10 protein-coding genes are annotated in these 13,672 nt (G+C 66.1%); all 10 read left to right on the top strand.

Features of this window, described 5'->3' with window-relative positions; translation table 11 throughout:
* Window positions 1–284 precede the first annotated feature (284 nt).
* Window positions 285–1,829, top strand: coding sequence for a methyl-accepting chemotaxis protein (locus KHN96_RS00830; RefSeq protein WP_062738925.1), 1,545 nt, complete (start codon window positions 285–287; stop codon window positions 1,827–1,829).
* A 119-nt stretch (window positions 1,830–1,948) separates the two neighbouring features.
* The gene (locus KHN96_RS00825; RefSeq protein ID WP_062738968.1) at window positions 1,949–2,203 is read left to right on the top strand and encodes a GlsB/YeaQ/YmgE family stress response membrane protein; all 255 of its coding nucleotides are present in this window, start codon (window positions 1,949–1,951) and stop codon (window positions 2,201–2,203) included.
* A gap of 165 nt (window positions 2,204–2,368) precedes the next feature.
* Window positions 2,369–2,659, top strand: a complete 291-nt coding sequence (locus KHN96_RS00820) for a hypothetical protein (protein ID WP_045219805.1) — start codon at window positions 2,369–2,371, stop codon at window positions 2,657–2,659.
* 331 nt (window positions 2,660–2,990) lie between these two features.
* Entirely contained in the window at window positions 2,991–4,313 is a 1,323-nt protein-coding gene (locus tag KHN96_RS00815) for an MFS transporter (protein WP_045219807.1), read from the top strand.
* A gap of 14 nt (window positions 4,314–4,327) precedes the next feature.
* A complete protein-coding gene (nirB, locus tag KHN96_RS00810) occupies window positions 4,328–6,883 on the top strand; it encodes a nitrite reductase large subunit NirB (protein WP_082062931.1) in 2,556 nt (851 codons plus the stop codon).
* Window positions 6,884–6,897: 14 nt separating this feature from the next.
* Window positions 6,898–7,236: a nitrite reductase small subunit NirD gene (gene nirD / locus KHN96_RS00805; protein WP_045219809.1), complete on the top strand. Its 339-nt coding sequence runs from the start codon at window positions 6,898–6,900 to the stop codon at window positions 7,234–7,236.
* Window positions 7,233–8,453: an NAD(P)/FAD-dependent oxidoreductase gene (locus KHN96_RS00800; protein ID WP_062738926.1), complete on the top strand. Its 1,221-nt coding sequence runs from the start codon at window positions 7,233–7,235 to the stop codon at window positions 8,451–8,453. The genes nirD and KHN96_RS00800 overlap by 4 nt, the downstream gene beginning before the upstream one ends.
* A gap of 304 nt (window positions 8,454–8,757) precedes the next feature.
* Window positions 8,758–11,493, top strand: coding sequence for a nitrate reductase (locus KHN96_RS00795; protein ID WP_062738927.1), 2,736 nt, complete (start codon window positions 8,758–8,760; stop codon window positions 11,491–11,493).
* A 127-nt stretch (window positions 11,494–11,620) separates the two neighbouring features.
* Window positions 11,621–12,232 carry a DUF2239 family protein gene (locus KHN96_RS00790; protein WP_062738928.1) on the top strand — a complete coding sequence of 204 codons (612 nt, stop codon included), beginning with the start codon at window positions 11,621–11,623 and terminating at the stop codon, window positions 12,230–12,232.
* Window positions 12,233–12,303: 71 nt separating this feature from the next.
* Window positions 12,304–13,671 (top strand): MATE family efflux transporter, encoded by a 1,368-nt coding sequence (locus KHN96_RS00785; protein ID WP_045220472.1) that lies wholly within the window; start codon window positions 12,304–12,306, stop codon window positions 13,669–13,671.
* Window position 13,672: the final 1 nt, after the last annotated feature.

Raw genomic sequence — 13,672 nt, 5'->3', positions numbered from 1 at the left:
CCTTGACACGGGAAAAATAACGCAAACAAGGGATTAATTGGTTTTGCAGGTTGATATATGACGCGACGGCGCTCCCTGCGGAAAACGGAGATACCCAAGGATTTTCGCGCTGGGCCGCCCTGAGCGGCAGGCAAAAATCGTTTTCGTTGAGCAGTATCTGCTCGGGCAGTTTAATCGAGGACTTCGTCTCACACTCTGCGTACGAAGGGCTGTCTCGTCCTTAATAAATCGGGTTTTCTGCCGAAAACCTCGTTGCTAAGCAAAATCGCCAGAGGAGCCCCCCCATGCGTGTCAATGAACCTGTCACCCAGCGTGAATACGAGTTCCCGGAAAACGCCACGCTCATGTCGACGACCGACACCCAGAGCTACATCACTTACGCGAATGCTGCCTTTGTGGAGGCGAGCGGATTTTCCCGCGAGGAAATCGAGGGCCAGCCGCACAATATCGTGCGGCACCCCGATATGCCCCCAGAAGCGTTTGCGGACATGTGGGCGACGTTGAAGTCGGGCCAGCCATGGACGGCGCTGGTCAAGAATCGCCGCAAGAATGGCGACCATTATTGGGTGCGTGCCAACGCGACACCCGTGGTGCGCAACGGCCGCACGACGGGTTACATGTCCGTGCGCACCAAGCCGACCCGCGATGAAATTGCCGCCGCCGAAACCCTCTACAAGGATTTTCGGACCGGACAGGCAGGCACGCGCAAGTTTTACAAAGGACTGATCGTGCGCACCGGCCTGATGGCCTGGCGCTCCGTATTCCAGGTGATGCCGGTGCGCTGGCGCATCCGGCTGACGTTCCTGATGCTGCTGCCCGCACTGCTGGGGGCCGCGTGGGCGTCCGGCCTGTCTGGCGCCGCCCTCGGCGGCTTCGCGGCGGCATTGGCGGTGGCGCTGCTGGTCGCTGCGTGGTCGCTGAAGGTGCAGATCGCCACGCCGCTCGAAAAGCTGCAGGCGCTGGCACTGAGCGTGGCATCGGGCGAAAGCCGGAAAGTCGCCATCGCAGACCGCGTGGACGAGATCGGCATGACGCTGCGCTCCGTCAGCCAGCTTGGTCTGATGTTCCGATGGCTGATTGACGACGTGGCCGAGCAGGTGGTCAACGTGCAGGCGGCCAGCCAGGAGATCGCCAGAGGCAATGGCGATATCAACACGCGCACCGAGCAGGCGGCCGCCAGCCTGGAGCAAACCTCGAGTTCGATGACGCAGATGACGGCCACGGTGGCGAGCAATGCCGAAACGGCCGGTCAGGCGAATACGCTGTCCGGCACGGCCACCCAGGCCGCGCTCAACGGCGGCCGCGCGATGGAAGAGGTGGTGGCCACGATGAGTTCGATCTCGCAGAGTGCCAGGCAGATCGCCGACATCATCGGCGTGATCGACAGCATTGCGTTCCAGACCAACATCCTGGCCCTCAACGCCGCGGTAGAGGCTGCCCGGGCGGGTGAACAGGGGCGCGGTTTTGCGGTGGTGGCGGGCGAAGTGCGTGCGCTCGCGCAGCGCAGTGCTGGCGCGGCCAAGGAGATCAAGGCACTGATCGGCTCCAGCGTCGACAAGGTGGAATCGGGCTCCCAGCTGGTCGACCAGGCGGGCAAGACCATGGAGGACATCGTTGCGCAGGTGAAGCGGGTCTCGGCCATGATCGCCGACATCAGCCTGGCTACCGCGCAGCAGACCGAAGGGATCACGCAGGTCAGCCAGGCGGTCAGCCACCTTGACCAGGTCACGCAGGAAAACGCGACGCTCGTGGGGCAGAGTGCTGCCGCTGCCGAAAGCCTGCGTGTGCAAGCGACGCGCCTGGTGGAGGCGGTGAACGTGTTCCGCTGAAATCGGCCCGCGCCGGCAATTGCAAAAACCGTGTGGGACGGACGTGGCGATTGTGCGGTGTTCGCCCTACTATGCCCAGGCAGCAGTACGTCGAAACGCACGTTTTCGGGAGCGGCAAGATGGCCTCACACGGTTTGTTTGCATGGCTGATCATCGGCGCGGTCGCGGGTTGGCTGGCCGGCTGGATCACGAAGGGCGGCGGCTTTGGCCTGCTCGCCGACATCGTCGTCGGCATCGTCGGCGCGTTTGTTGGCGGATGGCTCGCAGGGGCGCTGGGCCTTTCGTTTGGCGTCGGGTGGGTGGGCTCCATTGCCACGGCGGTGGCGGGCGCGCTGGTGCTGTTGTTCCTGTTGCGGTTCATCAAACGCGCGTAGCCGCACGGCAATGCGGCATCGGCCGGGCACTCGCGCGTGCGCGGCCGATGTCATCCAAACCGCCGGATTCCACCGCGCGGCACATCACCTAGACTGGTGGGTACAAGACACCAAGCCGCGCCACAAGCGTCGGTGCGGCAGGCAAACGTCACAAGCGAGACCGCCATGTCTGATCTGCTCACTTCGCCCGTCGAACTCTACGAAGGGTTCGAGATTCACGTCGCGCTGTCTCCGGCGCGCACCGATCCTGCCCGCTACACCTATACCGGCTACGTCTGCCACCCCGGCGCAGATGCGTCGCTGCCCGGCCATGTCGTGCCGTTCCATGCCGACGGCGACGACAGCTTCCGCACCGTGGAAGACGCCGTTGACGAGGCGGTGCACGTCGCGCGCAGCATCGTCGACGGCACGCACCCGGATCTGTCTGTCCTCTCCATCGTGACGCACGGCTACTGAGCCCCACGGCGCATCACCTGACGCGCCCCACGCATTTGCTGTGCCGCACCATCCCAAGCCGCCGCTGCACCGAAAGCGTGCGGCGCGGTGCTCGCGCTTGAGGCATGCAGCGCTGCGCGCTGGGCGCACATTTCCCGCAGAGCTTTATCTCACAAGGCTTCGCTCGCCTGGCATACCTGTTGCATAGCACCATTGCGCGGGTCAATGGCGATTCGCTCTCTTCGTGGTGAAGGCCCTGCTGCCCAGGGTCACTTGGACAACGGCGTCCCAGAACCCGGCCAATGCGGCCTGGTTCTCGGACGCCTTTCTTTTTTTGGATGCGGGATTCGACATGACCGGCAAAGCCACCCGAATCGATCTGTTCAGTCTGCGTACGCCGCAGATGCGCGCCTTTCATCTGACGTGGCTCGCGTTCTTCGTGTGCTTCTATGCGTGGTTCGCCTGCGCGCCGCTCATGCCGGTGCTCAAGGGCGAATTCCACCTCACGCCCGGGCAGATCGCCAACATCAACATCGCCGCGGTGGCGGTGACGATCCTCGTGCGCTTGCTCGTCGGCCCGCTGTGCGACCGCTTCGGCCCGCGCAAGACCTATACCGGCCTGCTGGTGGTGGGGGCAATTCCGGTGCTCGGTGTGGCGCTGGCGCAGAGCTACGAGGCGTTTCTCTTCTTTCGCCTGGCGATCGGCGCGATCGGCGCGAGCTTCGTGATCACGCAATACCACACGTCGGTCATGTTCGCGCCCAACGTGGTCGGCACAGCCAACGCTGCGGCAGCGGGCTGGGGCAATGCGGGCGGTGGCGTGGCGCAGGGCACGATGCCGCTGCTGCTCACCGCCATCGTGATGATGGGCGTGACGCAGAGCATGGGCTGGCGTTTGGCCATGGTGGTGCCGGGCGTGGCGATGCTGATCGTGGCGGCGCTGTACTGGCGCTATACGCAGGACTGCCCCGAGGGCAATTACGCAGAACTGCGTGCCGCCGGCAAGACCATCGACGGCGGCAAGAAGGGCGGCTGGGGCAGCTTCGTCGCGGCCGCGGGCAACTACCGCGTGTGGCTGCTCTTCATCACCTACGGCGCGTGCTTCGGCGTGGAGATCTTCATCCACAACATCGCCGCCACTTACTACGTCGATCACTTTGGCCTGTCGCTGTCGGCAGCCGGGATGGCCGCGGCCAGCTTCGGCCTGCTTGCGCTGTTTGCGCGCGCGCTGGGCGGCATCGTGTCGGACCGCGTGGCAGCCAGGCGCGGCCTGGATGCGCGCACACAACTGCTGTGCCTGCTGATGCTGGGCGAGGGCCTCGGCCTGTTCGGTTTTGCCCATGCCGGCAGCGTGCCGGTGGCGATTCTGGCGATGCTCGGCTTCGGCCTGTTCACGCATATGGCGTGCGGTGCGACGTATGCGCTGGTGCCCTTCATCGATCGCCGTGCGCTGGGCGGTGTGGCCGGCATCATCGGCGCGGGCGGAAACGCGGGCGCGGTGGCGGCGGGCTTCCTGCTGAAAGGCATGGCGGATACGCAGGCCACGCTGTCGATGCTCGGCGTGCTGGTGGGGCTGTCGGCCATCTGCGCCATCGCGGTGCGCTTCTCGGCAGAACACAAGGCGCGTGAACAAGCGCTCTACGACAACACGCTGGCCGCTGCCGGCAACGCCTGAAAGAGGACATCACCATGACCATGAAGATCGTCGTCATTGGCCACGGAATGGTGGGCCACAAGTTTCTGGAGAGCCTGCTGCAGGCGCCCGGGCACCATCTGGAGGTGACGGTGCTGTGCGAAGAGCCGCGCCCCGCATACGACCGCGTGCACCTCTCTGAGTTCTTTACCGGCAAGACGGCGGAAGACCTCTCGCTGGTGGCACCCGGCTTCTTTGACCGCGATGACGTGGTGCTCAAGCTCAATGCCCGCGCCACGGCCATCGACACGATCGCCAAGACGGTGACGGCTTCCACCGGCGAGGTGCTGCCTTACGACAAGCTCGTGATTGCGTCGGGCTCGTCGCCGTTCGTGCCGCCCGTGCCGGGCCGCGACCGCAAGGACTGCTTCGTCTACCGCACCATCGAAGACCTCGAGGCGATGGCCGAATGCGGCCAGCGCGCCAAGACCGGCGTGGTGATCGGCGGCGGCCTGCTCGGCCTGGAATGCGCCAAGGCCCTGCGCGACATGCAACTGCAAACACACGTGGTCGAGTTTGCCGGCCGCCTGATGGCGATGCAGGTGGACGACGGTGGCGGCCGCATGCTGCGCCGGAAGATCGAAGACCTGGGCGTGACGGTGCATACGCAAAAGAACACGGTCGAGATCGTCGACGGCGAAACCTGCACGCACCGCCTGAACTTTGCCGATGGCACTCACCTGGAAGCCGACATGGTCGTCTTCTCGGCCGGCATCCGCCCCCGCGATGAACTGGCGCGTGCCTGCGGCCTCGAAGTGGGCGAGCGCGGTGGCATCGTGATCGACTCCGAATGCCGCACGTCCGCGCCGGACGTATACGCGATTGGCGAATGCGCGCTGTGGGGCGGCAAGGTCTATGGCCTGGTGGCACCGGGTTATGAAATGGCGCGCATCACGGCCAGGCAGATCCTCGCGGCCGACGACGAAGCGACGTTCAACGGCGCGGACATGAGCACCAAGCTCAAGCTGATGGGCGTGGACGTCGCCAGCCTGGGCGACGCGCAAGGCCTGACGCCGGGCAGCCGCAGCGTGCTGTTCACGGATGAGCGCAAGCAGATCTACAAGAAGCTCGTGCTGTCGGAAGACGGCAAGTACCTGCTCGGCGGCGTGCTGGTGGGCGACGCATCGGAATACGGCACGCTGCTGCAGATGATGCTCAACCGCATTCCGTTGCCTGAGGCGCCGGAATTCCTGATCCTGCCGCAGGCCGATGGCAACGCGCGCCCGGCCATGGGCGTGGATGCGCTGCCGGACAGCGCGCAGATCTGCTCGTGCAACGACGTATCGAAGGGCGCGCTGTGCCAGGCCGTGTGCGCCGGCGCCACCACCGTGGGCGCGCTCAAGGACGCAACGAAGGCCGGCACCTCGTGCGGCGGCTGCGTGCCGCTCATGACGCAGGTGATGAAGGCCGAGATGAAGAAGCAGGGCCTGGCCGTCAACAACCACCTGTGCGAACACTTCCCGTACTCGCGCCAGGAGCTGTATCACCTCGTGCGCGTGGGCCGATTCCAGACCTTCGACGCGCTGCTGCAGGCGCACGGCCACGGTTTGGGCTGCGACATCTGCAAGCCGACGGTGGCGAGCATCCTGGCCTCGTGCTGGAACGACTTCGTGCTCAAGAAGGAGCACGCCAGCCTGCAGGATTCCAACGACTACTTCCTCGCCAACATCCAGAAAGACGGGACGTATTCCGTCGTGCCGCGCATGCCGGGTGGCGAGGTCACCGCCGATGGCCTGATCGCCGTGGGCCAAGTCGCCAAGAAATACGGCCTGTACACAAAGATCACCGGCGGCCAGCGTGTCGACCTGTTCGGCGCGCGCCTGGAGCAGCTGCCGCTGATCTGGGAAGAGCTCATTGCGGCCGGGTTCGAGTCGGGCCACGCGTATGGCAAGTCGCTGCGCACGGTGAAGTCGTGCGTGGGTTCGACGTGGTGCCGCTACGGCGTGGGCGACTCGGTCGGTTTTGCGATTGCGCTGGAGAATCGCTACAAGGGCCTGCGCTCGCCGCACAAGCTGAAGTTTGGCGTGTCGGGCTGCACGCGTGAATGCGCGGAGGCGCAAGGCAAGGATGTCGGCATCATCGCTACGGAAAAGGGATGGAACCTCTACGTATGCGGCAACGGCGGCATGAAGCCGCGCCACGCCGAACTGCTGGCGGCCGACCTCGACCAGGACACGCTCATCAAGTATGTCGACCGCTTCCTGATGTTCTACGTGCGCACAGCGGACCGCCTCCAACGCACGAGCACGTGGCGCGACAACCTCGAAGGCGGCCTAGACTACCTGAAGGACGTCATCGTCAACGACAAGCTCGGGATTGCGACCGAACTCGAAGCCGAGATGCAGCACGTCGTCGACACCTACCAGGACGAATGGAAGACCGCCGTGACGAACCCCGATGTGCGCAAGCGCTTCCGCCACTTCGTCAACAGCGACGCGAAGGACGCGAACGTCGTCTTTGTCGAGGAACGCGGGCAGATCCGCCCGGCCACGGTGGAGGAGCGCGCGAAGACACGTCCCGTGCGCATTCCGGTTGTTGCAGAAGCCGCTTGAGAGAGGAGCCCGACATGCAAGCATCGCGCTGGATTCCTGTTTGCCCGCTGGACGACATCGTGCCCAACACCGGCGTGTGCGCGCTCGTGGACGGCGAGCAGGTCGCCGTCTTCCACGTTGCGGGCAGTGCACCGCAGCCGGTCTATGCCATCGGCAACTACGACCCGAACTCCGACGCGGCCGTGCTCTCGCGCGGGCTCGTCGGCAACCTCGGCGACCGCATCGTCGTGGCCTCGCCGATCTACAAGCAGCACTTCGATCTGGCAACGGGCGAGTGCCTCGAAGCGCCGGCCAACTCGGTGCAGGCCTACGCAGCCAAGGTGGAAGGCGGAACGGTGTGGGTGGCGCGATGACTCGCCCCAAGCTCGTCGTCATCGGCAACGGCATGGCCGGCATGCGCACGGTCGAAGAGCTGCTCAAGCTGGCGCCCGACCTGTACGACATCACCGTCTTCGGCGAAGAGCCGCACGGCAACTACAACCGTATCCTGCTATCTCCTGTGCTGGCGGGTGAGAAGCAGGTCGACGACATCATGCTGAACACGCGTGAGTGGTACGCGCAGAACCACATCACGCTGCATGCGGGCGATCCGGTGGTGAGCATCGACCGCCCGCGCCGCACGCTGCGCTCGCGCGACGGCGTGGAGGTCCGCTACGACCGTCTGCTGATCGCCACCGGCTCGCGGCCGTTCATCCTGCCGGTGCCGGGGCACCTGCTGCCGGGCGTGATCGCCTTTCGCGACATCCAGGACGTGGAGACGATGCTGGAGGCAGCGCGCAACCATCGGCATGCCGTCGTCATCGGCGGCGGGCTGTTGGGGCTGGAAGCCGCCAACGGTCTGATGCGCCAGGGCATGGATGTGACGGTCGTGCACCTGCCCGACACGCTGATGGAGCGCCAGCTCGACAAGCCCGCCGCGCAGCTGCTGCAGAAGGCACTGGAAGCCAGGGGCCTGCGCTTCCTGCTCGGCGCGCACACGGCGGAGCTGCTCGGCACCGACCGCGTGACCGCCGTGCGCTTCAAGGACGGCACGCAGATCCCGGCCGACCTCGTGGTCATGACGGCCGGCGTGCGCCCGAACATCGAGCTTGCCAAGGCGGCCGGCCTGCGTTGCGAACGCGCCATCATCGTGGACGACACCCTGCAGACCTACGACCCGCGCATCTACGCCGTGGGGGAATGCGTGCAGCACCGTAGCGCCACGTTCGGCCTGGTGGCGCCTATCTGGGACCAGGCCCGCGTATGTGCCGCACACCTGGCGGGGGCCGGCCACCGCCGCTATGTCCAGCAGGCCACGGCCACCAAGCTGAAGGTCACCGGCGTGGACTTGTATTCGGCGGGCGATTTCATCGGCGGCGACGGCACCGAAGACATCGTGCTGCGCGACCCGCGCCGCGGCGTCTACAAGCGCCTGGTGCTGAAGGAAGACCGTATCGTCGGCGCAGTCCTGTACGGCGATGTCGCCGACGGCCCGTGGTACTTCGACCTGATCCAACGCGAGGTGCCTATCACGTCGATCCGCCAGCGCCTGTTGTTTGGCCGCGCGCTGTGCGAAGCGGAAGCGGCGTAATGAACACCGGCAAGATACGGAACCGGCATCACCCTTCGTACGCCGCCGGTGTGGCCTTTGACGTTCCTGCCCTTGATGGCGCCTTGGGTTTTTGTAACCGGGCGGAGACGGGGAAAACTCGCTGCGCTCAGACAGTTCCCCGTCTTGTTTCCGCCCGCTTACAAAAATCCAAGGGGAAGTCGCCATCTCGGGCGCGCCTTTCTTTTGCTTACTTTTCTTTGGCAAGACAAAGAAAAGTGAGTCAGCCCCGGCAGGGGATGAAACAAGGGATGCACCAATCAAGCAAAGCACCACAGAGACGACGATGACCACCATCCCCCTCCACCCCGCAACGAACGCCGTGCGCACCACCTGCCCCTACTGCGGCGTCGGCTGCGGCGTGCTGGCAACCCCGCAAGCGGATGGCAGCGTCGATATTCAAGGCGATCCAACGCACCCCGCCAACGCAGGGCGCCTGTGCGTGAAGGGCTCCGCGCTGGGGGAAACCGTCAGCCTCGAAGGCCGTCTCCTGTATCCCGCCATCCGCGAACGTTCGCATGACCTGGATGCCCCCATTGCCCCGCTGCAGCGCGTCTCATGGGACGCCGCGCTCGACACCGTCGCCCAGGGCTTTCGCCGCATCATCGATGAACACGGCCCCGATGCCGTTGCGCTGTACGTCTCCGGCCAGCTGCTGACCGAGGACTACTACGTCGCCAACAAGCTGATGAAGGGCTTCATCGGCACGGCCAACATCGACACCAACTCGCGCCTGTGCATGTCCTCGGCCGTGGCGGGGCACAAGCGCGCGTTTGGCGAAGACCTCGTCCCGGTCTGCTACGACGATCTCGAAGCCGCAGACCTCATCGTGCTGGTGGGCTCCAACACCGCGTGGTGCCATCCGATCCTGTTCCAGCGCATCATGCGTGCAAAAGAGGCGCGGCCGCAGCTGAAAGTCGTGGTGGTCGACCCGCGCCACACCGCCACGTGCGAGCTGGCAGACCTGCATCTGCCCATCAGGCCGGGCACCGACGTGTGGCTCTTCAACGGCCTGCTGTCGTTCCTTTCCCGCCGCGGCGTGGTTGACCGCCACTTCGTCACCCTGCACACCAACGGCCCCGACGCCGCGCTGCAAGCCGCCGGCACGCACAGCGAAGACGTGGAAGCGGTGGCCAAGGCATGCAAGCTCAAGCTCGACGACCTGCTCACGTTCTACAACTGGTTTGCCGACACGGAGCGCACCATCACGGCGTTCTCCATGGGCGTCAACCAGTCCAGCGCGGGCACCGACAAGGTCAACAGCATCATCAATTGCCATCTGCTCACGGGCCGCATCGGGCGCGCCGGCATGGGGCCGTTCTCGATTACCGGCCAGCCGAACGCGATGGGCGGGCGTGAGGTGGGCGGCCTGGCGAACATGCTGGCCGCGCACCTGGAACTGAACGAGCCCACGCATCGTGAACTCGTCCAGACGTTCTGGAACGCACCGCGCATGGCCGACAAGGCGGGCCTCAAGGCGGTGGACCTCTTCCAGGCCATCGAAGACGGGCACGTGAAGGCCGTGTGGATCATGGGCACCAACCCGGTGGTCAGCCTGCCCGACGCCGACCAGGTGCGCCGCGCGCTGGCCAAGTGCGAACTCGTGGTCGCCTCCGACATTGTGGAAGCCACCGACACCACGGTGCTGGCCGACATCGTGCTGCCCGCGCTCGGCTGGGGCGAGAAGGACGGCACCGTGACGAACTCCGAGCGCCGCATCTCGCGCCAGCGCGCCTTCCTGCCAGCGCCCGGCGAGGCCCGCGCAGACTGGGACATCATCGCCGACGTGGCGCGCCGCATGGGCTACGACGGCTTCGACTTCACCAGCCCGCGCGATGTGTTCGACGAACACGCGCGCCTCTCGGCCTATGCCAACACGGCGGGCGGTGTGCCTCGTGCTTTCCACCTCGGCGGATTGACGGGGCTCGATGCCGATGCCTACGACAGCATGTCGCCCGTGCAATGGCCGGTGACCGCGCCCGGCAGTGGCGAAGCGCGTCTCTTCAGCGACGGCCGTTTCGCCTACGCCGATGGCCGCGCACGCTTTGTGCCGACGCCGGCACGCGCCCCCGCGCATGCAGCCGATGGCGAATACCCGCTCGTCCTCAACACCGGCCGCGTGCGTGACCAGTGGCACACCATGACGCGCACCGGCCGCGCGCCCAGGCTGGCCGACCACATTCCCGAACCGTTCGTCGATCTGCACCCGCACGATGCGCTGCTGGCCGGCGTGCGCGAGGGCAGTCTCGCGCGTGTGTCGTCCCGCTGGGGCAGCGTGGTGGCGCGCGTGCGCATGACGGGTGGCATCGCGCGCGGCAGCGTGTTCGTGCCGATCCACTGGAATGGCCAGTTTGCGTCGGACGCTCGCGTGGGCGCGGTGGTGAACCCGGTCGTCGACCCCGTGTCCGGCGAGCCCGAGTTCAAGCACACGCCCGTGATGGTCGAGCCGTTCGACGTGGCGTGGCACTGCTTCGTGCTGTCGCGCCGCGCGCTCGACACCGACGACGCCACGTGGTGGACGCGCATCCAGGGGAAGCAGTTCGTGCGTTATGAACTGGCCGGGCGCCAGCAACTCGGCAACGTTCATGACTGGGCGCGCAAGCTGCTCGGCGTGACCGACCCGCATGCCGACTGGCTCGAATACGAAGACACCACCGCGCGCGTCTACCGTGCCGTGCACGTCGTGGATGACCGCATTGAGGCGTGTGTGTTTCTGTCGCCGCGCCCCGATCTGCCGTCGCGCAACTGGTTGGCCGGGTTGTTCGCGCAGGCGCGCCTGGAAGATCTCGACCGCGCCGGCGTCCTGCTCGGCCAGCCGATTGAGGCCGGCGCGGACGTCGGGCCCACGGTGTGCTCGTGCTTTGGCGTGGGCCGCAACACCATCTGCGACGCCATTCGGGACAAGGGCCTGCAATCGACCGGAGAGATCACGGCCTGCCTGAAGGCCGGGGGAAATTGCGGCTCGTGCGTGCCGGAACTCAAGCGGCTGCTGGTGGAGGCGCGGGTACAGCAGGCCGCGTGACCAGCACGCCAAGGGTGGTGAGAGCATCACATCCGATGGCCTGTCTATTTCTACCCGGAAGATATTGACGTCTGATTAAATCCGGGTAGAATTCGTTCCTGATAAAAACACATCAGGAACACCATCCATGGATCCCACCGCAGTCAACGCGTGCACGGCCTTTGCTGGCGCGCATCGCCTGGCCAGCGGGCCGACGCGCGACGTCGCCCGGGCCGTCAAAACGTATCTCGATGCGCACCCCGAATCGCAGGTGCTGGTGTTCGACAACACCAGCGCACAGCCGGTGGAACTCGACCTGCGCGGCACCGTTGAAGACGTGCTTGCGCGCCTGGATCAGGCCGCCCCAGCTGCCGAACCCGGCGAATCCGAAAGTCGCCCACGCGGCCCTGGCCGCCCAAGGCTGGGCGTGATTGCCCGCGAGGTGACCTTGCTGCCGCGCCACTGGGACTGGCTTGCCGCCCAGCCGGGCGGGGCGTCGGTGACGCTGCGCAAGCTCGTGGAAGACGCTCGCCGCGCTGCCGAAGGGGCGGATCGCCGCCGCATCGCGCAGGAAGCTGCCTATCGCTTCATGTCGGCCATGGCTGGCAATGCGCCGGGCTTTGAAGAGGCCACACGCGCGCTGTTCGCGCTCGATGCGGGCGCATTCCAATCATTCACCCAACCGTGGCCGGCCGACGTGCGGGATTTCGCACGCCAGCTGGCGCAGGCTGCATGGGCTTCACACGAGGAGGCAGCATGACCAGTCAGAACGGCCCCCGCGCCACCGACGAGGGCACGCCCGCGAGCGGCCAGCAGTCGCCCGTGGCGCCCGTGCCCGCGGCGAATGCGCGCCCGCTGTGGCGGACCTTCGTTGCATTTCTGGGGCCGCTCATCGTGGCGAACATCCTGCAATCGCTGTCGGGCACGCTCAACAACGTGTACGTCGGCCACATGCTGGGCGTGAAGGCGCTGGCGGCGGTATCGGCGTTCTTCCCGATCCTGTTTTTCTTCATCGCGTTTGTCATCGGGCTGGGCTCGGGCGCGGCGGTGCTGATCGGGCAGGCGTGGGGCGCGAAGAAGCCTGACGCGGTAAAGACCGTGGCGGGCACCACGCTGTCGGTGGGGCTGGTCGCCGGCGCGGTGGTGGCGCTGCTGGGTGGGCCGTTCGCGCATGCGCTGCTGCGCCGGCTTGGCACGCCGGCCGACATCCTGGGCGACGCGACGCTCTATGCCAGCGTCATGCTGTATGCCATGCCGGGGCTGTTCGTCTTCCTGCTCGCCACGGCCATGATGCGCGGCGTGGGTGACACGCGCACGCCGTTGCGCACGCTGCTGCTGTCCACGGCCATCGGGCTGGTCCTGACGCCGTCGTTCATCCGTGGCTGGTTTGGCCTGCCGCAACTTGGCGTTGCCAGCGGCGCCGTGGCGACGACGATTGCGTTCCTGGTGGCGCTCGCGTGGCTTGGGTTCTTCCTGCGCCGGCGCAATCATCCGCTCGCGCCGGATGCCGCCCTGGCGCGCCATCTGTGGATCGACTTTGCCGTGTTGCGCACGGTGCTGAAGATCGGCGTGCCGACGGGCATCCAGCTCGTGGTGATCTCGATTGCGGAGCTGGCCCTGCTATCGCTCGTCAACGGCTTCGGCTCCGATGCCACGGCGGCTTACGGGGCCGGCACGCAGATCATCAGCTACGTGCAGTTTCCGGCCATGTCGATTGCGATCACGGCGTCGATCCTCGGGGCACAGGCCATCGGCTCCGGCAACACCGAACGGCTCGATGCCATCACGCGCACCGGGCTGTGGCTGAACGTGGCGGTCACGGGGCTGATGGTGGTGATGGCGCTGCTGTTCTCGCGCGCCGTCATCGGATGGTTCACCACGAATACCGAAGTGATGGACCTCGCGCAGAGCCTGCTGCATATCTCGCTGTGGAGCTCGGTCATCTTCGGCATGGCGAGTGTCTTCTCAGGTGTGATGCGTGCAAGCGGCACCGTGATGGCGCCCACGGCCATCTCGATCCTGGCCATCGTGGCGGTAGAGGTGCCGGTGGCCTGGGCGTTGAGCCGCCACATCGGCACGGACGGCATCTGGGCAGCGTATCCGGCGGCGTTCATCGCCATGTTCGTCATGCAGGGCGCGTACTACGGGTTCGTTTGGCGCCGCCGCGCGCAGCGGTTTGGCATTCGCCGCATGGTGTAAA

It is taken from the genome of Ralstonia mannitolilytica, assembly GCF_905397375.1.
In the GTDB taxonomy this organism is placed as follows: Bacteria; Pseudomonadota; Gammaproteobacteria; order Burkholderiales; family Burkholderiaceae; genus Ralstonia; species Ralstonia mannitolilytica.
Note: the sequence above shows the minus strand (reverse complement) of the source record. Positions and strands in the feature narration are given on the sequence as shown.

Bases quoted from the DNA above. Each gene is read 5' to 3' on its own strand.
- KHN96_RS00815 (WP_045219807.1), top strand. From the start codon at position 2,991: ATGACCGGCAAAGCCACCCGAATCGATCTGTTCAGTCTGCGTACGCCG.
- KHN96_RS00800 (WP_062738926.1), top strand. From the start codon at position 7,233: ATGACTCGCCCCAAGCTCGTCGTCATCGGCAACGGCATGGCCGGCATG.
- KHN96_RS00790 (WP_062738928.1), top strand. From the start codon at position 11,621: ATGGATCCCACCGCAGTCAACGCGTGCACGGCCTTTGCTGGCGCGCAT.
- KHN96_RS00820 (WP_045219805.1), top strand. From the start codon at position 2,369: ATGTCTGATCTGCTCACTTCGCCCGTCGAACTCTACGAAGGGTTCGAG.
- KHN96_RS00825 (WP_062738968.1), top strand. From the start codon at position 1,949: ATGGCCTCACACGGTTTGTTTGCATGGCTGATCATCGGCGCGGTCGCG.
- nirD (WP_045219809.1), top strand. From the start codon at position 6,898: ATGCAAGCATCGCGCTGGATTCCTGTTTGCCCGCTGGACGACATCGTG.
- KHN96_RS00795 (WP_062738927.1), top strand. From the start codon at position 8,758: ATGACCACCATCCCCCTCCACCCCGCAACGAACGCCGTGCGCACCACC.
- KHN96_RS00830 (WP_062738925.1), top strand. From the start codon at position 285: ATGCGTGTCAATGAACCTGTCACCCAGCGTGAATACGAGTTCCCGGAA.
- nirB (WP_082062931.1), top strand. From the start codon at position 4,328: ATGACCATGAAGATCGTCGTCATTGGCCACGGAATGGTGGGCCACAAG.